The organism is Streptosporangium sp. DT93 (assembly GCF_049844535.1).
Taxonomy (GTDB): domain Bacteria; phylum Actinomycetota; class Actinomycetes; order Streptosporangiales; family Streptosporangiaceae; genus Streptosporangium.
In genome coordinates this window covers 330,464-352,568 of sequence record NZ_JBNCLF010000006.1, presented here as the reverse complement: position 1 = coordinate 352,568, position 22,105 = coordinate 330,464, and the positions used below count along the sequence as shown (strand labels likewise).

Annotated in this window: 20 protein-coding genes; 4 read left to right on the top strand and 16 right to left on the bottom strand. The window is 71.8% G+C overall.

The annotated features are described in order from the left end of the window. Window position 1 precedes the first annotated feature (1 nt). The 7 genes from ACLQ2R_RS16310 to ACLQ2R_RS16280 are packed head-to-tail and all read right to left on the bottom strand — an operon-like array spanning window position 2 to window position 9,057. Window positions 2-1,741 (bottom strand): hydantoinase B/oxoprolinase family protein, encoded by a 1,740-nt coding sequence (locus ACLQ2R_RS16310; RefSeq protein WP_425960355.1) that lies wholly within the window; start codon window positions 1,739-1,741, stop codon window positions 2-4. Next, entirely contained in the window at window positions 1,738-3,804 is a 2,067-nt protein-coding gene (locus tag ACLQ2R_RS16305; protein ID WP_425960354.1) for a hydantoinase/oxoprolinase family protein, read from the bottom strand. The genes ACLQ2R_RS16310 and ACLQ2R_RS16305 overlap by 4 nt, the downstream gene beginning before the upstream one ends. Next, complete coding sequence (locus ACLQ2R_RS16300) at window positions 3,801-5,099, bottom strand: amidohydrolase family protein (protein WP_425960352.1); 1,299 nt, start codon at window positions 5,097-5,099, stop codon at window positions 3,801-3,803. Before ACLQ2R_RS16300 ends, ACLQ2R_RS16305 begins: the two co-directional genes overlap by 4 nt. Next, a complete protein-coding gene (locus ACLQ2R_RS16295; RefSeq protein WP_425960350.1) occupies window positions 5,093-6,313 on the bottom strand; it encodes an NAD(P)/FAD-dependent oxidoreductase in 1,221 nt (406 codons plus the stop codon). Before ACLQ2R_RS16295 ends, ACLQ2R_RS16300 begins: the two co-directional genes overlap by 7 nt. After that, the gene (locus ACLQ2R_RS16290) at window positions 6,310-7,773 is read right to left on the bottom strand and encodes an FAD-dependent oxidoreductase (RefSeq protein WP_425960348.1); all 1,464 of its coding nucleotides are present in this window, start codon (window positions 7,771-7,773) and stop codon (window positions 6,310-6,312) included. Before ACLQ2R_RS16290 ends, ACLQ2R_RS16295 begins: the two co-directional genes overlap by 4 nt. Then, the gene (locus tag ACLQ2R_RS16285) at window positions 7,763-8,083 is read right to left on the bottom strand and encodes a (2Fe-2S)-binding protein (protein ID WP_425960346.1); all 321 of its coding nucleotides are present in this window, start codon (window positions 8,081-8,083) and stop codon (window positions 7,763-7,765) included. Before ACLQ2R_RS16285 ends, ACLQ2R_RS16290 begins: the two co-directional genes overlap by 11 nt. Then, window positions 8,080-9,057 carry a dihydrodipicolinate synthase family protein gene (locus ACLQ2R_RS16280; protein WP_425960344.1) on the bottom strand — a complete coding sequence of 326 codons (978 nt, stop codon included), beginning with the start codon at window positions 9,055-9,057 and terminating at the stop codon, window positions 8,080-8,082. Before ACLQ2R_RS16280 ends, ACLQ2R_RS16285 begins: the two co-directional genes overlap by 4 nt. Window positions 9,058-9,246: 189 nt before the next feature. Here ACLQ2R_RS16280 and ACLQ2R_RS16275 point away from each other — a divergent pair, with 189 nt between their 5' ends. After that, the gene (locus ACLQ2R_RS16275) at window positions 9,247-10,284 is read left to right on the top strand and encodes a LacI family DNA-binding transcriptional regulator (RefSeq protein ID WP_425960343.1); all 1,038 of its coding nucleotides are present in this window, start codon (window positions 9,247-9,249) and stop codon (window positions 10,282-10,284) included. A gap of 62 nt (window positions 10,285-10,346) precedes the next feature. On the opposite strand, the gene ACLQ2R_RS16270 is transcribed toward ACLQ2R_RS16275, so the two are convergent. The 4 genes from ACLQ2R_RS16270 to ACLQ2R_RS16255 all read right to left on the bottom strand — a co-directional run bounded on the left by ACLQ2R_RS16270 (window position 10,347) and on the right by ACLQ2R_RS16255 (window position 14,540). After that, the gene (locus ACLQ2R_RS16270) at window positions 10,347-11,216 is read right to left on the bottom strand and encodes a class II glutamine amidotransferase (RefSeq protein WP_425960342.1); all 870 of its coding nucleotides are present in this window, start codon (window positions 11,214-11,216) and stop codon (window positions 10,347-10,349) included. 59 nt (window positions 11,217-11,275) lie between these two features. After that, entirely contained in the window at window positions 11,276-12,703 is a 1,428-nt protein-coding gene (locus tag ACLQ2R_RS16265) for a glutamate decarboxylase (protein ID WP_425960340.1), read from the bottom strand. A gap of 377 nt (window positions 12,704-13,080) precedes the next feature. Then, window positions 13,081-14,136 (bottom strand): hypothetical protein, encoded by a 1,056-nt coding sequence (locus tag ACLQ2R_RS16260; protein WP_425960338.1) that lies wholly within the window; start codon window positions 14,134-14,136, stop codon window positions 13,081-13,083. Between the two features lie 170 nt (window positions 14,137-14,306). Then, complete coding sequence (locus ACLQ2R_RS16255; RefSeq protein WP_425960337.1) at window positions 14,307-14,540, bottom strand: hypothetical protein; 234 nt, start codon at window positions 14,538-14,540, stop codon at window positions 14,307-14,309. A 151-nt stretch (window positions 14,541-14,691) separates the two neighbouring features. On the opposite strand from ACLQ2R_RS16255, the gene ACLQ2R_RS16250 reads away from it, so the two are divergent. Further along, on the top strand, window positions 14,692-15,402 hold the full coding sequence (locus ACLQ2R_RS16250; protein ID WP_425960335.1) for an ATP-binding protein: 711 nt from the start codon (window positions 14,692-14,694) through the stop codon (window positions 15,400-15,402). Window positions 15,403-15,541: 139 nt separating this feature from the next. Here ACLQ2R_RS16250 and ACLQ2R_RS16245 read toward each other — a convergent pair whose 3' ends face one another. Both ACLQ2R_RS16245 and ACLQ2R_RS16240 read right to left on the bottom strand, forming a co-directional pair. Beyond that, on the bottom strand, window positions 15,542-16,306 hold the full coding sequence (locus ACLQ2R_RS16245) for a hypothetical protein (RefSeq protein ID WP_425960334.1): 765 nt from the start codon (window positions 16,304-16,306) through the stop codon (window positions 15,542-15,544). An 18-nt stretch (window positions 16,307-16,324) separates the two neighbouring features. Further along, entirely contained in the window at window positions 16,325-16,975 is a 651-nt protein-coding gene (locus ACLQ2R_RS16240; RefSeq protein ID WP_425960333.1) for a hypothetical protein, read from the bottom strand. Between the two features lie 407 nt (window positions 16,976-17,382). Here ACLQ2R_RS16240 and ACLQ2R_RS16235 point away from each other — a divergent pair, with 407 nt between their 5' ends. Then, window positions 17,383-17,925: an AAA family ATPase gene (locus ACLQ2R_RS16235; protein WP_425960331.1), complete on the top strand. Its 543-nt coding sequence runs from the start codon at window positions 17,383-17,385 to the stop codon at window positions 17,923-17,925. 265 nt (window positions 17,926-18,190) lie between these two features. Further along, a complete protein-coding gene (locus ACLQ2R_RS16230; protein WP_425960329.1) occupies window positions 18,191-18,673 on the top strand; it encodes a GNAT family N-acetyltransferase in 483 nt (160 codons plus the stop codon). Window positions 18,674-18,864: 191 nt separating this feature from the next. On the opposite strand, the gene ACLQ2R_RS16225 is transcribed toward ACLQ2R_RS16230, so the two are convergent. The 3 genes from ACLQ2R_RS16225 to ACLQ2R_RS16215 form a co-directional block, all read right to left on the bottom strand. Continuing rightward, on the bottom strand, window positions 18,865-19,989 hold the full coding sequence (locus ACLQ2R_RS16225; protein ID WP_425960328.1) for a hypothetical protein: 1,125 nt from the start codon (window positions 19,987-19,989) through the stop codon (window positions 18,865-18,867). A 211-nt stretch (window positions 19,990-20,200) separates the two neighbouring features. Next, window positions 20,201-20,881, bottom strand: coding sequence for a lysoplasmalogenase (locus tag ACLQ2R_RS16220; protein WP_425960327.1), 681 nt, complete (start codon window positions 20,879-20,881; stop codon window positions 20,201-20,203). Window positions 20,882-21,075: 194 nt separating this feature from the next. Continuing rightward, window positions 21,076-21,564 carry a hypothetical protein gene (locus ACLQ2R_RS16215; protein WP_425960326.1) on the bottom strand — a complete coding sequence of 163 codons (489 nt, stop codon included), beginning with the start codon at window positions 21,562-21,564 and terminating at the stop codon, window positions 21,076-21,078. Window positions 21,565-22,105 lie beyond the last annotated feature (541 nt).

Here is a 22,105-nt window from a genome sequence, read left to right as displayed (position 1 = left end):
TCTATCCTTCGCTCTTGAGTCGGGCGGCCCTGGCCGGCGTGGGCCGCCAGCCGTCGTCGTCCACGATCACGCCGTAGGACCGCTCCGCGGCCTCGGCGCTGACGTAGCCGTTGAGCACGTCGGCCACCACGGCGGCCGGGTCGCGGTCGAGGGGGTCGCCGTAGCCGCCGCCCCCGGCGGTCCGGTTCACGAACCGGTCACCGGCCTTCATGTCGGCCCGGTACATGCCGACCCGCTTGGCCTCGTCGGTGCCCGGCCACAGCACCATCTCGCTGGGCTCGGGTTCCTGGCCGCCGTCCAGCGCCCAGGGCCGGGTCTTGCTCTTCTTCTTCATCGACAGCACCTCGCCGTCGGCGAGGTAGCGGACCTGCCGCAGCACGCCGACGCCACCGCGGAACCGGCCGGCGCCGCCGGAGTCGGGGATCAGCTCCAGCCGCTCGTGGAACACGGTGGACTTGTGCTCCAGCACCTCGACGGGGGTGTTGCGGACGACGCTCTGGGAGGGGTGCTGCTGGGCGTTCGCGCCGTCGCGGTCCTTGAGCGCGCCCCAGCCGATGCCCTCGTTGTTGCTGATCACGAAGTCCGCGCCGGTGCGCGGGTCGCGGCCGAGCGCCATGAAGCCGGGCTCGTCACCGCCGGAGGAGGCCGGGATCGAGTCCATCACCTGGGCCAGGGCCTTGTGGATCAGCTCGAAGGCGACGATGGCGCTCCACTGGGTGAAGGTCGCGACCGGGTAGACGGCGTGGAAGAAGTTGCCGGGGTCGGCCTTGACCTCCAGTGCCCGGTAGTGGCCGGCGTTGGAGGGCTCCCTGGGCGTGGTCAGTTCCTTGAAGATGGCCTTGCCCAGGCTCTCGGTGGAGCCGATCGGCAGGTTGACCGGGCCGACCACCGCGCCGTCGGAGCCGTTGAAGTCGACCTCCATCCGGTCGCCGTCGATGGTGACCTTGACCTCCATCCGGATCAGGTCGTCGGTGATGCCGTCGTCGTCGCAGTAGTCGAAGGCCGTCCAGGTGCCGTTGGGCAGCGCGGCCATGGCCTTGCGGGCGACCCGCTCGCCGTGCTCGATGATCTGCTTGATTGCCTGGTCGACGGTCTCGCCGCCGAACTTCTCCCAGACCTGCGCCAGCCGGTTCTCGCCGGTGCGCAGGGCGGCGAGCTGGGCGTGGAAGTCGCCGATGGTCAGGTCGGGCAGCCGGGAGTTGAACCGGATGAGCTCGACGATGTCGCGGACCACCTCCCCGCGGCTCACGATCTTGGTGCCGGGGAAGATGAGGCCTTCCTGGTGCATGTCGGTGGAGTCCAGGACGTATCCCGGGGACTTGGCGCCGAGGTCCATCCAGTGCGCGCGCACCGCGAGGAAGGCCGCGGGGCCCTCGTGCCCGTCGCGGAAGACCGGCGCGAAGAGCATCGCGTCGTAGGAGTGCGCGCCGCTCCAGTACGGGTAGTTCAGCAGGTAGACGTCGCCGGGGGCGACGTTCTCCCGGCCGACGTACTCCACGCCCTTGACGATGGCGTGGTCGTTGGCCCCGAGGAACGAGGTGATCCCCGCGGCCTCGGCGGTCAGCTCCAGGTCGGCGTTGTAGATCGAGATGCCGAAGTCGAGCACCTCGTAGATCACCGGGTTGAAGGCCGCCCGCACCAGGGTGCGGCGCATCTGCTCGCCCACCGAGACCAGGTAGTTGCGGATCACCTCGACGGTTGCGCCGTCCAGGGGCTCGGGACTGTTCACAGGGTCGTTCACGGTGTTCCTCCGGTACCGGTCACCAGCAGCTGTCCGTAGGTGTCGACGGTGAGCCGCTGATCACCGAAGATCACCGTCGTCGAGGTGCCCTCCTCGACGATCGCCGGGCCGCTCACCTCGTGGCCGGGCGCCAGGGTGGTCCGGTCGTAGACCGTGAACACGGCGGTCCCGCCGCCGGCGACGTCGAAGGCGGGCCGCTCGCCGACGGCCTCGGGCCCTCCGGGCCCTGCGGGCTCGGGCTCGCGCAGCGCCGGCTTGGCCAGCCGTCCCACCGCCCGCACCCGCAGGGTGAGGATCTGCCCGGTGTCGGCCATCGCGTGGCCGTAGCGCGCCTCGTGCTGGGCGTTGAACCGGGCCAGCACGTCCGCGGCGGTGTCGCCGGGGCGCAGGTCGATGCCGAGGCTGTGCTCCTGGCCGTGGTAGCGGATGTCCAGCCTGCGGATCAGGGTGCGGTCCTCGGGCTTGATGCCCTGCGCGGACAGCACCTCGTCGCCCTGTGCCTCCAGGTCGGTGAACTCGCTCTCCAGGGCGGCCAGGCTGTCGTCACCGAGGGAGCGCAGCACGGTGGCGGCGAACTCGTACTCCAGGTCGGACATCAGCATGCCGAAGGCGGAGAACGCGGCGGGCACCTGCGGGACGATCGTGGTGGCGATGCCCATCTCCCTGGCGAGCATCGGGCCGAGCAGCGGCCCGGCGCCGCCGATGGCCAGCAGCGCGAACTCGCGCGGGTCCAGCGCCCGCTCCACGGTGATCTCGCGCAGCGCGCCGACCATCCGGGCCAGCAGCACCCGGAAGACGCTCGCCGCGGCCTGGTCCACGCCCACCCCGAGGGGAACGGCGAGTCTGGCCTCGATCGCGGCGCGGGCCGCCTCCGCGTCGATGGCCATGTCGCCGCCGAGGAACGCGGCGGGGTCCAGGTAGCCGAGCACCAGCGCGGCGTCGGTGAGGGTCGGCTCGGTGCCGCCCGCGCCGTAGGCCACCGGCCCCGGCACGGCGCCCGCGCTGTGCGGGCCGACCTTGAGCAGTCCCTCGTCGATCCAGGCGATCGAGCCGCCGCCCGCGCCCACGGTACGGATGTCGAAGATCGGGATGAGCAGCGGGAAGCCGTCGATGCCGGCCTCGTGCACCTCGCCCGGCTCGCCGTCCTCGATGACGCAGCAGTCCACGCTGGTGCCGCCGACGTCGAAGGAGATCAGCTTGGGCAGCCGCTGCTCGCGGGCCAGGAAGGAGGCGCCCACCACTCCCCCCGCCGGGCCGGACAGCACGGTCATCAGCGGGGCGCGGCGGGCCAGTTCCGCGGTCATCGCGCCGCCGCCCGAGCGCATGATGTGCAGCGGGTGGGTGAGCCCGGCCTCGGTCAGCCTGGCCTCCAGGGTGCCGATGTAGTCGCTCAGCACCGGCCGGATGTAGGCGTCCAGGGTGACGGTGCTGGTCCGCTCGTACTCGCGGTACTCGCGGGTGATGTCGGTGGAGACCGAGATCGACACGTCCGGGTAGAGCTCGCGCAGGATGCGCGCGGCCCGCCGCTCGTGCTCGGGGTTGGCGTAGGAGTGCAGGAAGCAGATGGCCAGCGAGGCCAGTCCCTGCTCCTCGACCAGGACCCGGCCGGCCTCGCGCACGGCGTCCTCGTCCAGCTCCTGCACCACGTCGCCCTGCGCGTCGATCCGGCACGGGACGCCGATCCGCCGGCGGCGCGGCACCAGGGGCGGCGGCGGGGCGTAGGAGAAGTCGTACATGTACTGGCCGGGGACGTTGGCCCGGGCGATCTCCAGCAGGTCCCTGAAGCCCTCGTTGGTGATGATGCCCAGCTCCGCGCCGCGGCGCTGCAGGATCGCGTTCAGGCCGAGCGTGGTGCCGTGGACGAACGCCTCCACCCCGTCAAGCCGGGTGGCGAGGCCTCCCACGGCGTCCAGGACGCCCTGCTCGGGGGCACCGGGGGTGGTCGAGGCCTTGTGCAGCCGGATCTCCCCGGTCTCCTCGTCGTAGGCGATCGCGTCGACGAACGTGCCGCCGATGTCCACGGCGAAGCGGGTACGGCCGGCCGGGGTGCCGGGGGAGTTCACAGGGAGCCTCCAGGGATCTGCTGCGGGGCGGGGACGACCGGCAGGTCGTCGCGGACGATCCGGCCGGCCTGCATGACGAAGGGGATGCGGCGCAGCGCCGAGACGTCGCTCAGCGGGTCGCGCTCGGTGACGACGAGGTCGGCGAGGTAGCCCTCCTCGACGGCGCCGGCCTGGCCGGCCAGCCCGACCAGGCGCGCGGCCTCGGACGTGCCGGCCCGCACCGCCTGGAGGGGGCTGAGGCCCGCGTCGGTGAGGAACTCCATCTCGCGGACCGCCACGACGGTGTCCTCGATGGGCTCGCCCGGCGGGTAGTCGGTGCCGGCGAGCATGGTGATGCCGGGCGCGCCGGGGTCGTCCGGGTCGGCGATGCCGGCCGCGACCGCCCGCCGGATGCTGGCCAGGTGGCCGGGGCCGACCTCCGCCGCCCGCTCGATCTGCCAGGGCGTGAAGTCGTGCTCGGCCATCCAGTCGGGGCAGCGGGTGACGCACAGGGTCGGGGTGAGGAACACCCGCCGGTCGGCCATCAGCCTGGCCGTGTCGTCGTCCAGCTCGTAGGCGTGCTCGTAGCCGCGGACTCCGGCGGCGAGCGCCTCGCGGATCGCCGAGGCGGCGCCGGCGTGCGCGGTCACGTAACTGCCGTGCTCCTCGGCGGCGCGGACCACGGCCCGCATCTCCTCGGCGGTCATCTGCGCGCCGGTGAACGACTCGCCCTGGTGGGCGATGCCACCGGTGATGAAGATCTTGATCAGGTCGGCGCCCGCGTCCAGTTCCTGCCGGGCCGCGTGCAGGAAGCCGTCGTGCCCGTCGGCGTAGGAGCAGTCGGCGCCCTTGCCGTGGCCGCCGGTGGTGGAGATGGCCCGGCCCGCTCCGACGATCCGCGGCGCGGCCACCCAGCCCTGGTCCGCGGCGGTGCGCACCAGCAGGTCGGCGCGGTTCTGCTCGTGCACGCAGCGGATCGTGGTGACTCCCGCGACGAGGGCGTCCTGTGCCCGCGACAGCGCGCGCAGCGCGGTCAGCCCGGGACTCTCCGACTCGTCGGTGGCGGAGAAGGGGTAGAGCACCGACAGGTGGGTGTGCACCGAGATCAGGCCGGGCATCAGGTACCTGCCGCCCAGCTCGACGGTCCGTGCTCCCGGGGGCGGGGCGTCCGCCGTGATCCTCTCGATGCGGCCGGCCGCGACGAGCACGTTGACGTTCTCGCGGATCCGTCCCGCTCGGACGTCCACGACGTGCCCACCGGTCAGCCAGAGGGTCTCGGGCTCCGGCGTGGGCCGCAGCCGGGGTGATGTCAGCACCGCTTGCTCCTTCTGTCCTGGTGGTCTTCCTGCTCCGGTCCGTGGTGTTCCTGGTCCCACCGCCCCATCAGCCGGTCCGGGCCGAGGTCGGAGACGTCGACCGGCGGCGGTTTTCCCTCGATCAGGCAGCGCAGCGTCTCCCCCCACAGCGGGGCGAAACTGAAGGCGTAGGTGCCTCCGGCCACGTAGAACCCGGGGGCGCCGGGCACCTCGCCGATCACCGGCATCTCGTCGGGCGTGGCCGCGAGCGGCCCGGCCCACATCCGCAGCAGCCGCAGGTCCCGGATGAACGGCAGGATCCGGACCGCCAGCGCGACGTTGCCCACCAGGCTGCCCAGGCTGGTGGGGCTGCGGCCGTCCAGGTCCATGCCCAGGGCCGGCCAGCCGCCGCCGATCAGCAGGTTGCCCGCGGTGACCTGCTTCACCGACAGTCCCTCGCCGATGTGCTGGACCAGGTGGGACATGGTGGCCGGGGAGCGCACGGTGGCGTGCATCTGGATCGCCACCGGGGTCATCCGCAGCGCGATCCCGGCCAGGGCCGCGATCTCCGCCAGCCAGGGTCCCGCGACGTCGACCACCACGGGGGTGTCCACCACCAGCTCGGTGGCGCCGTGCCCGGCGGCCACCCGCCAGCCGTCGCCGGTGCGGGTGATCCGCCGGACCGGCGCGAACGCCACGGTCCGGCCGCCGTGCCTGGCCGCCGAGTCCAGGTAGGCGGGGGTGACCTTCAGCGGGTTGGCGTAGCCGTCCAGGTCGCACCAGGTGGCGGCGGCCACCGTCGGGCCGAGCAGGGGCAGCGCGGTCCGCGCGGCGTCTCCGTCGAGGATCTCGGTGCGGATCCCGGCGGCGGCCTCCCAGCCGTGCTTGTCGCGCAGTTCCCGGCACTGCTCCTCGGTCTCGGCGACGGTGAAGCCGCCGGTGCGGCGCAGTTCCACCGAGGTCTCCAGCTCCTCCTCCAGCGTCTCCCAGCGGTCGCTCGCGGCGCGCTGCAGCGGCAGGAACCGCGCGCTGTCCAGCGGGACGATCTGGCCGGGGCGCCTGGTGTGGACGGCCTGCATGTGCAGGTTGCCGGCGGTGGTGCCGGAGCCCTCCCTGCCGGGGGCCCCGCGTTCGAGGACGAGCACCCGGTGGCCGCTGCGGGCCAGGTGGCTGGCCACCGCGGCGCCGAGCACCCCGGCTCCCACGATCACCGCGTCCGCGGTCCGCGTGCTCATGCGTCGCCTTTCTGCGATTCCGGTCCGGCCAGTTCCAGCAGCGTGGCGAGGGGGACGGGGCGCACCGGCAGCCGGGAGGGGAAGATCTCCACCCGGGACCCGCCGTCGTCCGCGCCCCGGTGGGACGTGACGGAGCGGACCAGTCCCGCGACCGCGAATCCGCACTCCCGGCCCTGGCAGGGGCCCATTCCCGCGCGGGTCCAGGCCTTGGTCGCGTTGAGGTCGCCGTCGGCGCTCCCCTGGGCGACGGCGCGGATCTCCAGCGCGCGGACCGACTCGCAGCGGCAGACCACGGTGTCGGCGGGCAGTGCGGGCGCCAGGGTGGTGAGCAGCGCCTGCGGGCCGGGGTAGAGGGAGTCGGTCAGCGCGATGAAACGTTCCAGGCGGCGCCTGGCCGACGCCACTCGCCGGGTCTCGGACGCCGCTACGGTCGCGCGGCCCTCACGGGCCAGGATGTCGTGCGCGGCGGCGAGTCCCCGGGCCTTCGCCGCGTGCACCCCGCCGATTCCCGCGGCCTCGCCGACCACGTACACGCCGGCCCGGGAGGCGCGCCCCGCCGCGTCGGTCACCGGCACCGCGTCCCCGCTCGCCGCGTCGACCCGTACCTCGCAGCCCAGCATGCGGGCCAGGTCGGTCTGGGGGCGGAAGCCGTAGCCGACGCAGAGCGCGTCCACCTCGACGGTGCGGACCGGGTGCGCGGGCCTGGCCGCGGCGGCGAGGGTCACCGAGGAGACCCGGTCGCGGCCGTCGGCGCGGAGCACGACGGTCTCCTGCCAGATCGGCACCCGGGCACGGGCCAGCCGCGCGGCGTAGGAGGCCAGCTCGCGCAGTCGCGCGGGGTGGCCGAGCGTGCCCAGCGCCCGCGGGCTCGGCCGGTAGGGCCTGCCCGCCTCGGCGATGCCCGCCACGCTCACGCCGAGTTCGATCAGCGAGCAGGCGACCGGCAGCAGGAACGGTCCGGAACCGGCCAGGACGACCCGGTCCCCGACGGTGGTGTGGTCGCTCGCGGCCAGGTGCTGGGCGAAACCCGGGGTGGTCACCCCGGGGAGCTGCCAGCCGGGGAAGGGGAAGACCCGCTCGAAGGCGCCGGTCGCCAGCACGAGGTGGCGGGCGCGCAACCGTACCGGGTGGTCGGCGGCGTCGGAGGCGAGCAGCGTGCGCCCGTCGTCGTCCACCCCCCAGACCAGGTGACCGGTACGGCACTCGACGCCGGCCGCGCGCACCCGGGCGATCAGCCGGCCGCCCTCGGGCCGGTGGTCGCCCCAGTGCCCGGCCACCGCGGGCGCGGGCCGCCGGTAGTACTGCCCGCCCAGCTCCGGCTGCTCGTCGAGGATCGTCACGGTCAGCCCGGCGGAGGCGAGCCGGGCCGCGGCGGTGAGGCCGGCGGGACCGCCGCCGACGATCACGACGTCCCGTTCGACGACCTCGCCGTACCCGGTCGTTCCGCGCTCAGCGTTCATGCGGCGCCTCTCCTCCCGCGGTCGTCTCGACCCGCATTCCGGCGTAGATCTTGGTGATGCAGGCGCGGACCCACGGGCGGCCGTCCACGGTCACCTCGCACTCGAAACACACGCCCATCCCGCAGAACGGGCCGCGCGGGTCACCGCCCACCGGGTTGCGTCGCAGGCCCCACCGCCGCTCGCCGACGAGGACCGCGGCGAGGCTGACGCCGTCGACGGCCCGTACGGGATCGCCGTCGACGACGATCTCCGTCTGGGGGGGCCGGCCCGGTCCGGCGTGCCGGTCGGCGGGGGTGCGATCCCTCGTCATCGCCCTGCCCGCCCCGGGACGGTGCCCGCGTCGTCGCCGGTGAGGGCGCCTGCCAGGCCGGACTCCTTCAGCACGGCGCCGATGGCGTCGAGCCTGGCCGGGTCCGTGATCGGCAGGAGCGGCGGCCGGACGTGCCCGCCCGGCTGGCCGAGCATCCCCATGGCGGCCTTGAGCTGGGCGATGGGCGTGCCGTACACGCCGCTGTAGTCGGGGTTGATCAGCCGGGTGGACAGGCCCGCGTACCGGTCGGCCCAGCCGCGCGCCGCCTCGCGGTCCCCCGCCGCGACCGCCTCATAGTAGGGGACGGCGAACGGGGCGCCCATGCCACCGCCGTCGATGTTCCCGTCCCCGCCCAGCTCCAGCAGCACGGCGAGGCCCCGCCGGTGCAGGAAACTGCCGAACACCCGGACCCGGCCGGCGACCTCCTCCACGGTGGCGAGCATCCGCAGCCAGTCACCGGTGCTGTCCTTGATGGCCACCACGTTGTCCAGGCCGGCCAGCGCGGACATCAGCCCGGGGTGGGCGGAGATGTCGACGGCCACCCCGCGCGGCCAGTTGTAGACCATGAACGGCAGTTCCGTCGCGGAGCTGACCTGCCGGTAGAAGGCGAGGATGTCCTCGGGCCCCGGGTGCGCGTACGGCGGGGGCGTGGCGAGCACGCCGTCCGCGCCCGCCTCGGCGGCGTGCCTGGCGAACCCGATGGCCTCCGCGGGGGTGTAGGCCGTGACACCGACGATCACCGGGACCCTGCCGGAGAGCTCGGACACCGCGATCTCGGCGACCCGGCGGCGTTCGTCCGCGCTCTGGCTGAACCACTCACCGGTGCTGCCGTTGACCAGGACCCCGTGCACGCCCTGGGCGGCGTAGAGCCGGAGCAGCGCGCGCCAGGCGTCCTCGTCCAGCGCGCCTTCGCTGGTGAAAGGGGTGGGCGCGGCCGGCCAGTAGCCGTGCCAGGTGACGTCGTCGCGGTCCATGGGGCTCCCGGAGATCAATGATGTAGTCATTTTTTGGGATCGCTTGCATTAGGTTGCAGCACCCGGGAGATTCAGGTCAAGGCCAAAATCTGTTTTTAACCTGCACGAATTCTGCGACGCCCCACCAAGAGGCCATGATCTTGTGGCAAAATTTCCCTCTGGATGGGATCGATCCCAGAAAGAAGGACGATGGCGATCACGCTGAAGGACGTCGCCGCCGCGGCCGGGGTGTCACGCAGCACGGCCTCCCGTGCCCTGAGCGGCTCACCGCTGATCGCCTCGGAGACCCGGGCGGCGGTGAAGGAGATCGCGGACCGGATGGGCTACCGCCTCAACCGGGCGGCCAGCGCACTGCGTTCCAAGCAGTCCCACGTCGTGGGGCTGGTGCTGAACAACCTCATCAACGCCTCCTTCCACACCATCGCCGAGGTCGTGCAGCGCCGCGCCGCGGCCGAGGGCTACCAGGTGATGCTCTGCATCACCGACGCGGACCCGCGGCGGGAGGAGTCCTTCCTGCGGACCCTCGCCGCGCACGGCGTGGACGGGCTGATCATGGTGGGCACGGGCAGGAACACGGCCATGGCCAACGCGCTGCTCGCCGAGGGCATCGGCGTCGTCAACGTCATCCGCGCCGCCGCCGAGAGCGCCGCGCCGTCGGTCCTCGCCTCCGACCGCGAGGGCGCCCACGCGGCCACCTCGCACCTGCTCGACCTGGGCCACGAGCGGATCGGCTTCATCGGCGGCCTGATGAGCGCCAACTCCGGCCTGGAGCGGTTCGCCGGCTACGAGCAGGCACTGAGGGAACGCGGCCGTCAGGTCGAGGACTCCCTCGTCGAGCGCGGGCCGTTCGACTCCGCCTTCGGCTCCGAGGCGACGGAGCGGCTGCTGCGCCGCAACCCGGGAATGACGGCACTGTTCGCCGCCAACCACGAGGCCGTGTTCGGCATGCTGCCCACCCTCGTCGGCGCCGGCGTCGTCATCCCCCGGCAGCTCTCGCTGATCTGCTACGAGGACATCCCCTGGCTGCGCTGGTGGCAGCCGCCCATCACCGTCGTCGACAACGGGGCCGGTGAGCTCGGTGATCTCGCCATGAACCTGCTGCTCCAGCAGATCGAACGGACCGGCCGGTCGGCGGCCCTGGTGCAGGCCGGGCGGACGGGCCGGGCCTACCGGGTGGGCGCCCAGCTCATCCAGCGCTCGTCCTGCGCGAAGCCGTCCACCGGGTAGGTCCCGCGTCGGACCCGGCCGGCGTCGGACCCGGCCGGCGTCGGGCTCGACCGGCGTCGGGCTCAGTCGGTGCGCTGCGAGGCGGCGGCCTCCGGGCGCAGGTCGGCGAGCCCCAGCCGGTGGGCCGGCTCCTCCGGCAGCACGACCCGGCGGACGGGGGTGAGGTCCGGCCCGACGTGGAACAGCTCGCCGGGCTCCATCGGGCGCCACCCGGGATGGTCGTCCATGCGTTCACTGGCGACCACGGACGCGGAGGCGCCCGCCAGGTCGCGGGATCGGACGCGCATCCGGTCGCCGTCACCACTGTGATCGAGGTGCCGGACGCCGTGCTGCCCACCGGCGGCACGCCGGAGCACGTAGAGCTCGTGGGTGTCGGGATAGCGCAGCGCCCACAGGTCCCGCGGCGTGATGAGGACCAGGTTGAGCGCGTAGACGGGCAGGTTCCCGGCGACCCAGCGCGCGGCGCTCTCGATGCCGGCGGCGACGTCGCCGCCGTGCGCCCTGATCTCACGGGTGATCAGCGCGAAGAAGCGCTCCGAGTCGGTCTCCCCCCGGACCCGTTCCCCGTCCTTCCCCAGCTCCGCGTCGAGGTCGTCCAGGCCCTCGATCACCCCGTTGTGGGCGAAGAGCCGCCCGTCCTGCAGGAAGGGATGCGTGTTGCGCCTCTCCAGGCCGCCGGTGGAGGCGAAACGGATGTGCGCCAGGAACGTGGCGGACTCCACCTCCTTGGCCTCCTCGGCGAAACGCCGGTCCTCGTAGGCCGCGATGGGAGCCTTGTGCACATGCGGGGTGCCGTCGGCGTCGAAGTGGCCCAGCCCGGTCCCGTCGGGGTCGCGATGGCTCTGGCGGGCCAGGCTGTCGGGGGCGTCCAGCAGCCAGAAGGTGGCACGCGTACGCCGGGGCGCGCTGCTCAGGCCGAACAGACGGCACATCTCGATCCCCCTCTTCCTCACCTGCGCTGCGGCCGTACCCGGCCCGGAGGCGTCAGTCGTCAGCCGTGGTGCCGCGACCTCCGCGCCTCGGCGCCGTGCGCGAAGCCTCCGGCGTCCTCGGCGGTGCGGTGCGGGCCGCCCCGGCCGCCCTCCAGGCGGGGCAGGACCCTGCGCAGGTCCTCCATCAGCAGATCGGCCAGGTCATGGCTGAAGCCGTTGCGGACGACGACGCGCAGTACCGCCAGGTCCGTGCGGTTCTCGGGAAAGGTGTAGGCGGGCACCAGCCATCCGCGCTCGCGCAGCGCGGCGGAGACGTCGAAGACCGTGAAGTCGTCGGCTCCCTCGCGTACCCGGAAGGCGAACACCGGGGTCTGGCCGCCGTCGGTGATCGGCTCGAAGGGGCCCAGCCGGGCGATCTCCCCGGCCAGGCGGGTCGCCACGTCCCGGCAGGTCCGCTGCACCCGGCGGTAGCCGTCGAAGCCCAGCCGCAGGAAGTTGTAGTACTGGGCGACCACCTGGGCGCCCGGCCGGGAGAAGTTCAGCGCGAAGGTCGGCATGTCCCCGCCGAGGTAGTTGACATGGAAGACCAGGTCGTCGGGGAGCGCCTCGGAGTCGCGCCACAGCACCCAGCCCACCCCGGGCATCACCAGCCCGTACTTGTGCCCGGACGTGTTGATCGACGCCACCCGCGGCACCCGGAAGTCCCAGAGCAGGTCGGGGTCGAGGAAGGGCGCGATCATCGCGCCGGAGGCGCCGTCCACGTGGATCGGCACGTCGAGCCCGGTGCGGGCCTGCAGGTCGTCCAGGGCCGCGGCGATGTCCGCGACGGGCTCGTAGCTGCCGTCGTAGGTGGAGCCCAGGACGGCCACGACCCCGATGGTGTTCTCGTCGCACGACTCGACCGCGGTCTGCGGGGTCAGGTGGTACCGATCGCCCTCCATGGGCACGTAGCGGGGTTCGACGTCGAAGTAGTCGGCGAACTTGTCCCAGCAGATCTGCACGTTGACGCCCATGACGAGGTTGGGCCGGTCGTCGGGGCGGCCCTCCGAGCGACGCCGTCGCCGCCAGCGCCGCTTGAGCGCCAGGCCGCCCAGCATGGCCGCCTCGCTCGACCCGGTCGTCGAGCAGCCCGTCGCGCGGTGGGGGGCCTCGGCGTGCCAGAGCCTGGCGAGGATGTCCACGCACCGCGTCTCCAGCTCGGCGGTCTGCGGATACTCGTCCTTGTCGATCATGTTCTTCTCGACGCACTCGGCCATCAGCCTCAGCGCCTGCGGCTCCGCCCAGGTGGTCACGAACGTCGCGAGGTTCAGCCGCGCGTTGCCGTCCAGCATCAACTCGTCGTGGACCAGCTGGTAGGCCGTGTCCGGTTCCATCTCCCCGGCCGGCATGGCGTGGCGCGGGACCCTGAGAGGCTCCCGGCTGAAGATCGGATTGATCTCCAGGTCCCTGCTTCCGCGCCCGGTGCGACCGGGCCGTCTCAGCGGCATCGCCCACGTCCTTCCCGAGCGGATCAAGTATGTGAGCTGGGCTTTTCCCTTGAATGGGGTACCCCGCCACCGCCGCGCGACACCCTCACCGCGGTCGCCCCGCCGAGGTATCGCCACCCGGCCGGTGATCCGATCGTGGAGACGTCCCCGGCCGCGCGCGTGATCCGTCATCGGCCCTCACCCGCGCGGCCGGACCGCCGGCGGGGGGCAGCGGGGTCACGACGTCGTCGGCCTGGACGGTGACCGTGCCGGGCTCGGGGACCAGGACCGCTCCACCGTCGAGAGGTCGTCCGTGGCGTCCACCATGAGCACCCTGGAGGGCGACTCCCAGTGATCGGATCACCGCCCACGAACGACGGTCTCACGTCCACGCCTGGTCAGGCGGCCAGCTCCCGGTCCAGGTGATCACGGAACTCCCGGACCATCACACTGTCCCCGTACGGCTCAAGCCGACCGGCGAACCGGCGGGCGAGCTCCACCGTGCGGGCGGAGGTCAGCGTCTTGGTCGCCGGGATCGCGGCGCGGGCGGAGGCGAGGGCCTGTTCCAGCTCCCCCATACCGAGGTACGCCTCGGCGGCGTGTATCCGGTTGAACTGCGCGGTCCGGGGAATCCGCTCACCGAACTCGACCACGGCCGCCTCGGCGGGGCCCACCGCTCTCCGGTGTTCGCCGAGCATGCTCCAGCAGCGACCCACCTGGGCGTTCAGCTCCGCTTCCTCGTATCTGCCGATCCATTCAGGATCACGATCGCTGACCCCTCGGGCATAGAGTCGCTCGGCCTCGGTGATCAGCCGTTCGATCTGCTTGACGGTGTGCCGGTCCGGAGTCTCGGCCGACCGCGCCCGCAAGGCCGTCGCCCAGGCCTCTCGGACCAGCGTCAACGCCATGACATGTGGGGGCGCCTCGGCCCGGCGGGCCGTGTCGACGGCGGCTCGGGCCAGCCACACAGCCCAGGCCCCCTGCTCCAGGTGGATCGCCTGCCGGGTCAGCGTCGCCAGCACCCAGGCGCCGGTCAGCGGGTCGCCGGCGTTCTTGGCCAGCCGCAGCGCCTGGCCGAAGTGCTGCTGCGCCTGGCCGTGCCGGTTCAGGTCGAAGGCCGTCCAGCCCGCCAGCCAGGTCATCCCGGCCGCGGCCGTCATCAGCTCCGAGCCCACCCGCTCGTCGTAGCGGCCCCGCAGCAGCGGTGTCACGCTCTCGTTCAGGTACTTGACCACCACCGGGCGCACCAGCCCGGCCCCGAACCGCTGGTCGAGCTGACCGAACACCGTCTGCGCCTCGTTGATCCGCGCCACGTCGGCGAGGCCCACCGCGCGCCCGCCCGCCCGGGAGGCTGACGAGGCCGGGGTGCCGTAGCTCCAGGAGACCAGCCACTCGCCCAGGGCCCCGGGGACGAACGGCAGCGAGGCCAGCAGGTGACGCCGGGACGGGTCCATCTCCAACCTCCACAGAAGCGCGGCCGATCTCACGGTAGCCGCCGGGGAGTCGTCGCCACAGCCCGTGACCGGCCAGGATCTCGGGACGCTCCTTACGGCTCCGTTGCCCGCCCATGACACCCTCCGTAGTAGCCGAACGACCACTCATTGTGATCGCGGAAGGGTGCCGTTCACCACCCCGCAACGGGAAACGACCAGGGATCGACCACCTCGATCCGCCAGGAGGCGGCGGGCCGGCCGTTCACCCCGGTGTCGAAGTGAAGCGCGAGCAGATCCCGGACCGTCTCCTCGGCCCGATCGAAGAAACGCACCTGGGTGTGCGCGGGACGTCGCAACCCCGGCCGTTCGACCTCAAGCGCCCACCAGCCACCCGACCGCCGAGCCGTGACCCTGTACTCGTCCACTCGCCCTCCCCCCCACGTTCGCACGTGTTCCGGTCGTACCGCGTTTGACCTCGCGTGACCGCCTGTCCTGGGAGAACGACCAGGGACCGGCCATGCGGGACACCTCGTTCCCGGGGTCGCGCCGAACGAGCGGGGCGCGGCGTTCCCCGCTGTGCGCCCGTCGCGTTTCCTGCTGTCCACGGTCACCGGCAGCGAACGGAGCGTGCTCATGCGGCCATCCGGCGGCATTCCCCAGGGTGCTCACGGCCACCACACCGAGGATCGGATCTCCCCGGAAGCCCAGGACGGAGGCAGCGCCGGGCCGTCGGGACGGGACGCCGGCGCGGTGAGAAACGGCGACGTTCGCGTGCTGGTCACGGTTCTTCGGCCCGGCTCGGCCGCGCGTCACGCCCGCGCCGTGGTCCGGGAGGTGCTCCGGGAGGCAGGGCTGGACGACGAGGCCGTCGGCGACGCGGAGGTCGTCGCGGCCGAGCTGGCCGCCAATGCCGAGAGGCACGCCCGTCCCCCGTACGAGCTGCGCGTCGTCAGCCTGGACGGCGTCCCCGCCTGGTGCGAGGTCGTCGACGGCGACCCCGACCTCCGCGAGGTTCGTATCATCCTCGATCTCCTCGATTCGGTGGAGGAGATCGGCCTGCCCCTGCTCGCCGAGAACGGCCGCGGCCTGCTCCTGGCCCACCGGCTCTCCCGGGGGCGGTGCCACGTCCACCCCACCGCGACCCACAGCACCGGCACCCCCGGCAAGGCCGTCGTCTTCGCTCTGCCCACCCGCTCGAGCATCTGTCCGCCCTTCCCTGCCTCTCAGGCCGGGGGCGGCCTCGGCACCGGGACGAACGCGATCCGTGTCACCGATCGTCCTCTGTGACGGTTGGAGGTACGGCTCCTCCCCGGGTCGCCCCGTCAGGCCGGTCTCACACCTCGCCCGCGAAGCGAACGGATCTCCGCGCATGCCGTCGGGTGTGCCCGGCCACAAGCCTGCCGATCACACCCGACGGATTGTTCCTCTACTCCGAGAAGCCCTTGCTTCTCAGCCGGTCGACCAGTTCGCTCATGTTCTTCGGCTCCAGCCACGGTGACCGCCCGGCGACTTGCAGCGGTTCCTTGCCACCGACGAGCGCGGACCGACCCGACTTCTGCTGGGCCAGGAGAGGGTCTTCGAAGACCAGGCCCTGTGGTGGAACGCTCATCAGGCGCGCACGCGCCGGAAGCCGTTCTCCCTCGTCAAGAACCTTCTGCTCGTGCGCCGGCCGCTCCGTCGGGAAGATCATGACCTTCGTCCCGGGCGGAATCGATGCCGCGAAGTCCCGCACCGACCTTTCAGGCTTCCACTTCTCGGGTGTGAGGGAGTCATCCCGGATGACCGCGCCCTGGTCGAGCTCGACGAAGGCCAGGTTCGCGGGCATGGACGTCCGCCCCTTCACGCCCTTGAGCGCGTCCGTCACCCTGACCTTCAGCACCACACGATAATCGAGAGGACCACCCTTGTAGGTTTCCAGTACGGGCCCCTGCTGCCAGCCTTCCACCACTCCGGCCGCCACAATGGGGCGCCTTCCGGCCAGAGCCTCCGGCGAGGGCGCGAAATCATAGTCCGCTTCGGACCCGCGGAGAACGGACACGTCCAGAGATCCTCGGATCGATTGCCCGGCGTCACCCTCGTGACCGTGACCGGGCGACGCCTCGGCTATTTTTCCTTCGTTCTCGTGAACCGCACACCCGGTGAGCAGCAGAGCGGCTGCCAATAGGGCGGTAACGCCGGAACGCTTTCTCATCGCTGCCTTCCCTTCGGTCTAGAACCAGGCGTTGATGTGGTCTTTGTGGTGCTGGTTGTATTGCCATGTCCACGACCCGGCGGCCCCGGGAAGGTTTGCGCTCGTCACGGATCCACTCGCCTGACAGTCATGAGGCTGACCTACCGCACCCGGGACATCCGGAGGATTGAGGGTCGGATTGTAGTGTGCGAGTCCGACCGAGTGCCCGAGTTCGTGGCAGACCGTCTTGATGTACTGGTGGTGAGGATCGGCCGAGGCGTCGATCGTCTCGTTGTTGATCCTGACATGCCACTGGTCACACCATCCCGGCTGGGATGCCGTCCTCACCTTGCACTCCACCTGGCCGTACGCGTCATCCACCCAGACCTGGAACCAGGCGGCGTCCGTCGCCGGATCCCCTCCGGGACCGTTGGAGTTTTGAATATCGCAGGGAGACTCCAGATACGTGCCCTCGACATCGGTGTTGTCCGCCAGATAGTTCATGGCACCAGGAATGTATGACTTGAGACCACTTCCCACTGACGTTGTGTAGCAGTAGGTGTGCACGGTCTTGTCCGGAGGAATTCCCTGCACCCATGGCCACAGGTCCGCCGAAGCGGGTGCGGTCGACGCCACCAAGGTGGCCGCCAACGATACGGCAAGAACAGACATGCGACGTCCAAAGGTCATGAGTTTCCTTTCCGACGAGTCGAATGGATTTCACTCTGACGTTGTCACGAAAGCCGGCAACCTTGTCGGAGATTAATGAACCAAAGAAAGTCACACAAGATTTGATCTTTAATCTCACCGATGTCAACCACAAGGAACTCATCTCGCTCACGCAGGTCATGACGTCTCCGATGACTTAAATTTCACCAGAACGATTACCCTTCTGACGGAGAGTGACGAAACCCGGAAACGTAACGTGACGACACTTGACGGCATTCGCGAGTATCGCCCTGTCGCGGCGGCCTACGGTTCGCCCTTCCGCGGGCATCCACCGAAACTCGGTCCCGGGTGGGCACACGAGACCGTCCCTCTCGATCGCACTGAGCAGCGACTTGATCGCCCCTACCTCGCTTCGGCAGGAGATCCCCGTGTCCACTTCCCCGGCACACACTCCGCTTCACGACAGTGTTCAGACCCGGCCGGCCGCCTCCGGCCCGTCGGCCGAGGTCAAGAAACCGGTGCTCTCAGCCCTTGGCGAGCCATCGCCGGCGGGATCCGCCTCCCCCGCCGGCATCTACCTGCAGTCGATCACCGTCGCGGGTTTCCGGGGCATCGGTCGGCCCGCCCGGCTCCGGCTTACCCGGGGCAATGGGCTCATCGTCGTCACCGGACGCGACGGCTCGGGCAAGTCCAGCTTCGCCGAGGCCGTCGAGCTGGCCCTGACCGGCCAGAACTCCCGCTGGAACCGAGCTGCTCGATGTGGCGCTCGCGCATCGTCGGCGGCACCGGGAACTCCCCCGCGTTCCCGGTCTGTGAAGCACCCCGGACGACTGGACGAGTCCCGGGCCGTAAGCGCCGCCTGCCACCACCACGACTACGAACTCGGCCCGGCGGCCGAGGAACTGCGCACACTCCATGACGAGGTGCGCGTACTCACCCGGAGCCTCGGCACACGCTCTCCGTCGTCCTGAGGGATCCTCTCCGGCCGGTCGTCACGTCGTCGATCCGGTACCTGTCGTCCGAGTGGTGCCGTCGAGGCGCTCGGGGCCGGGCGGGGACGGGACGGTGCGGTGGCCGCGTTGTGCGGCGGGCCGTTATCGTGACGGCATGGAATGCTTCGCCGCTTGGCGTACCCGCCACTGAGGGTCGGCTCGCCGTCTGCATCAGGACGTGAGCGGGTCGACCGATGCCTTTTTCATCCAGGTATCAAGCCCTCAGTCTGAAAGGCGCATTCCCATGCTCATCCGTCCGTTCGCCCGGCATGACCTGGCGCGGCTCACCGAACTGACCATCGAGACGTTCCGGCCGTTCTACGAGGACTCCTTCCGCCCGCTGGTGGGCGAGGTCGTCTTCGCCAGCCGGCACGGCGACTGGCGCGGCGACTACCGGCGGGAGGTCGCCGGGCTCCACGCCCCGGACCGGCACACCTACGTCGCGGTCGCCGAGATCGGCGACGTCGTCGTCGGCTACGTGGCCTGGAGCGTCGACCCGGCCCGCCGGAACGGGACCGTCTCGCACCTCGCCGTCTCGGCCGGGCACCGCCGGCACCACGCGGGCACCGCGCTGTGCGAGCACGCCTTCGACCGGATGCGGGCCCTCGGGGCCGAGGTGGTCGAGATCGGCACCGGGGGCGACCCCTTCCACGCACCCGCCAGGGCCCTCTACGAGAAGCTCGGGTGCACCGCGCTTCCCGTCACCGTGTACTACAGGAGGCTCTGACCGGCACCTTTCCGGGGCGGGCGACCTCACCACCCGTCCCCGAGGGGGCGTACGCGCCGCCGTGAACGACCCTCGGCGGTGACCGTGCCGGGAGGGCGAGCGGTCGCTCTCCCGGCGGGCCGGGATCGTCCTCCCGGGAGAGCGGTTCGCCCCCTGGCGGGCCGGATCACCCTCCGCGCGCGGTCCCGCGGTCAGTTGTACGGGACGAAGTAGGTGATCATCGAGTGCTGGTCGACCGGAATGGTGCCCTGGTAGCAGGCGACGTACCGGATGTAGGCGTGCGCGGGAGAGGGCGTGGGGAACTCCGCGGCACGCGTCAGGTTGCAGAACGCGGGACCGGGGCCCGCGGCGGTGACCTGGACGTTGTCCGTGTACCCGCCGACCTCCCCGAGGACGACCTGCTTGCGGCCGGCCTGCGGGCGGCTGAGCTGGAGGCCCCCGCCCGTGGAGTTGTGGTTGACGGCCTGCGGGGACGGCACGTAGGGGCCGGCCGTGGTGGGCGCGTTGTCGAAGGTGTAGGCGGAGCGGAGGAGGGGGTACGTCGCGACGACGGCCTGCGCGCGGTGGTAGGTCAGGCTCCACCCGGTGTCGAGCGGTACGTCGGCCGCGTCGAAGCACCTCACCACGATCTTCTGCTCGGCGGCCGCCGGCGTCCATCCGCCCACCTTGCAGCGGGCCGGTACGGCCGCGTCGACCGCCGTGACCTGGATGTTTCCGGCGAGACCCGTCGTGCCCAGGCCCGGCAGGACGACCTGCCACACGCCCGGGGACGTCGCCGACCTCGCGACGGAGTTCACGGCGGTCGCCGCCGAGGAGTTGAACCGCCCGGCCACGGCGGAGCCGTCCCAGTGCACGTAGGCGTACGCCGCCTGGTGTGCGGGCACGAGCTGGGCGCTGTGCCCGAAGACGACGTAGAACGGGACGAGGACCTGGCCCGCGCCGTGGCGGTGGCATCGCACCGCCACGATCTCGTCGGGGCCGGACTGCCGCCACCCGCGGACCTGGCACCAGTCCGGGGAGTTCGACACCGCCGTGACGTGCGCGACCCCGCCGGAGGCGAGGCCGATCCGCGGGAACCTCACCAGCACCTCGCCGGGCTCCCCGAAGGACGACTCGACCCTGTACTCGGACGGCCACGTACCCCGCTGGCGCTGGACGGTCGTGGTGGAGGAGCTGTTGACGACGAGCGCGACCCCCCACGGGCCCGGCGGTCCGGCCGCCCGGCCGCTCACGGCCGGCCGATTGCCCGCGGCCGCCGGGGCGGGCCCGGCACCGAGCGTGGCCGCGAGCACGGCCGTGACACAGAGGACTCGCATGATCACTTGCCGCACGTGTCGCATGTCGTCCACTCCGGGGTGGATGGGCACAGGCGTCCGGGACGATTCCCGGCGGCCTGACGTGAGGGCGGGAGTTCACGGGCTCCGCAGCCCTTGATAACCCGGCGCGCGGACACTTGAGAAGGCCCAACCTCGCCACGCCTCCCGACCCCGGCCGTCCCGGCCACCTGCCCCTGGCCGGCTCCCCCGGTCACGGGCGGGGCGGCACCCCGGTGGCGAGGGGCTGCGGCTCCGCCTCGCGCGCGACGATTCCCGAGGCCAGGAGGTACTGGCCCGCGATGTAGGTGGCCATGATCACAAGGTCGGCCGACGGGGGCCGGGGAAGGTCCGCCAGGCCGAAGGCGATCAGCGCGTCGGAGACCAGGAACAGCGCGCCACCCGCCCCGATCCGCGGGCCGAGGCCGGCGGCGGTGACCGCGGTCGCGGTCAGCAGCAGCGAGTACGCGGCCACCGGCAGCCGCAGGTCCCCCAGACCGGGCCAAAGGAGCGCCACCAGGCCCGCCCACAGGACGGCGTAGAGCACCGGGATCAGCGGGCGGCGGCGCAGCGCGGCGAACGCCCCCCGCCGGACGAAGAAGGTCACGTAACACACGTGCGCGGCGGCGAACAGGGCCATCCCGGCGAGGAAGAGCCCGTCCACGTCCAGTGCCACGTCCCCGCCCCAGGACAGCAGGAGCGCCGCCACCAGCGGGAGCGGCCCCCGCCGGGCCAGCACCCAGGCCGCCAGCAGAGGCATCAGCAGTGCCTTCGTCACGGAGTTCAGCGGGCCGTCCCCGACGGCGAGCAGCACCAGATGGGCCGCGGAACAGACCCAGAAGGCGGCGAGCGCCGCGCGGGAGAGCGGACCGGCCCGTAGAACATCGTTCTGCACATGTGGATGGTAGGGCCTTCCGCCCCACCGGGGCCACGCGCCCCCGGTCCCGGCCAGGGCTCAGGGCCCCGCCAGGACCACACGCCTCCCGGTCCCGGCCGGAGCTCAGGTTCCGGCCGGGACCGCGCCCCCGGGTCCCCGGCGGGGACTCAGGTCCCGGCCGGGGTCACGCACCCCCGGGTCCCGGCCGGTGCTCAGGTCCCGCCGTGGTGCCGGTCCCCGCAGCCGGCGTACTCGTCGCGGCGCCACAGCATCGCGGCCAGCATCAGGGGGAACATCGCCACGTGCGCGAGCATCATCAAGCCCCCGGAGTCGATGATGCCCGCCCACAGCAGCGGGAAGAGCGGCACGACCGGGACGAACATGGCGGCGCACATCTCCAGCGTGGGGATCCAGCCGTGCCCCCGGTAGCGCATCCAGACCGCCATGCCGACGGACATGTCGAACGCCATCAGCAGGTAGGCGAGCTCGGGCTGCCGGTCGTGGGAGAAACCGAGGCCGACGGCACTCAGCAGCATGCCCAGGACGAACATGCCGACGAACATCGCGATGATCATCTCGACGTAGTGCCGGGCGAACCGGCCCCACCGGACGCGACCGTCCGCCGGGCGGCCCCCCTTCGCGGCCTGGCCTCCGTCCCGTGCCGTCTCGCCCGGTCCGTGAATCGGTGCTGTCTCGTTCATGGGACAACCGTCCCGCCCGGCCGGGCGGACGCCAAGGAGTGCGGGCCGCAGAGGTCCGGAAACCTGCGAAGCCTGTCCTTCCAGACCCGTGAGCGGCGACCCGCCCGTGAGCGGTCACGCGAATCCGCGCCGCACACCCGTGCACGACACACGAACCCGGCCCGTGCACGACACACGGACCCGGCCTGTACGTGACACGTGGACCCGGCCCGTGCGCGATATGTGAATTCGGCCCGTGCGCGATATGCGAATCCGGTCCGCGGGAAATGCGTGAATCCGGTCCGTGAATGGCGCCGGAGTGAATGTCGCGGCGGGGCCGGACGTCACCCGCGCGACCCGCCACAAAGAGGGCGATACGCGGAAAACTTCCCGCACGCCACGTTCACGGGAAGGCGGCGCGGAGGGAAAGCCGGGAAAAACAGCGCAGGAAAAGCGGCCGGCGCGGGGGCGTCCATCGCCGTGACCTGGGCACACACCGTCCGGAGGTTCCGAACAAGCGTCCATAGCACGGCGTTATGGGATTTTGTTAGGTGTTCGTCCG